General features: G+C 46.4%; 1 pseudogene. It reads right to left on the bottom strand.

Annotated features, from left to right (window positions below):
- Nucleotides 1-261 (bottom strand): annotated as a pseudogene (locus H7T97_RS05705) (SpaA isopeptide-forming pilin-related protein); the annotation flags it as partial.

Genomic DNA, 261 nt, shown 5'->3' on the forward strand with positions numbered 1-261 from the left:
GTTGGTGGTGTAGTTGGTGGTGTAGTTGGTGGTGTAGTTGGTGGTGTAGTTGGTGGTGTAGTTGGTGGTGTAGTTGGCGGTGTAGTTGGCGGTGTGTTTGGTGGAGTTAGGTAGTTTACGACTGTCCCCTTATCTACTACAAGGTTAGGTGCAGCCTTTAATTCGCTAGCAGATACAGTAATAACATCCGTTGATAGTTGGTATCCAGCTGGCGCTGTCAACTCCTTAATAACATAATCCTTAGCCTCAAAGCCTACAAAG

It is taken from the genome of Streptococcus parasanguinis (genome assembly GCF_016648925.1).
Taxonomy (GTDB): domain Bacteria; phylum Bacillota; class Bacilli; order Lactobacillales; family Streptococcaceae; genus Streptococcus.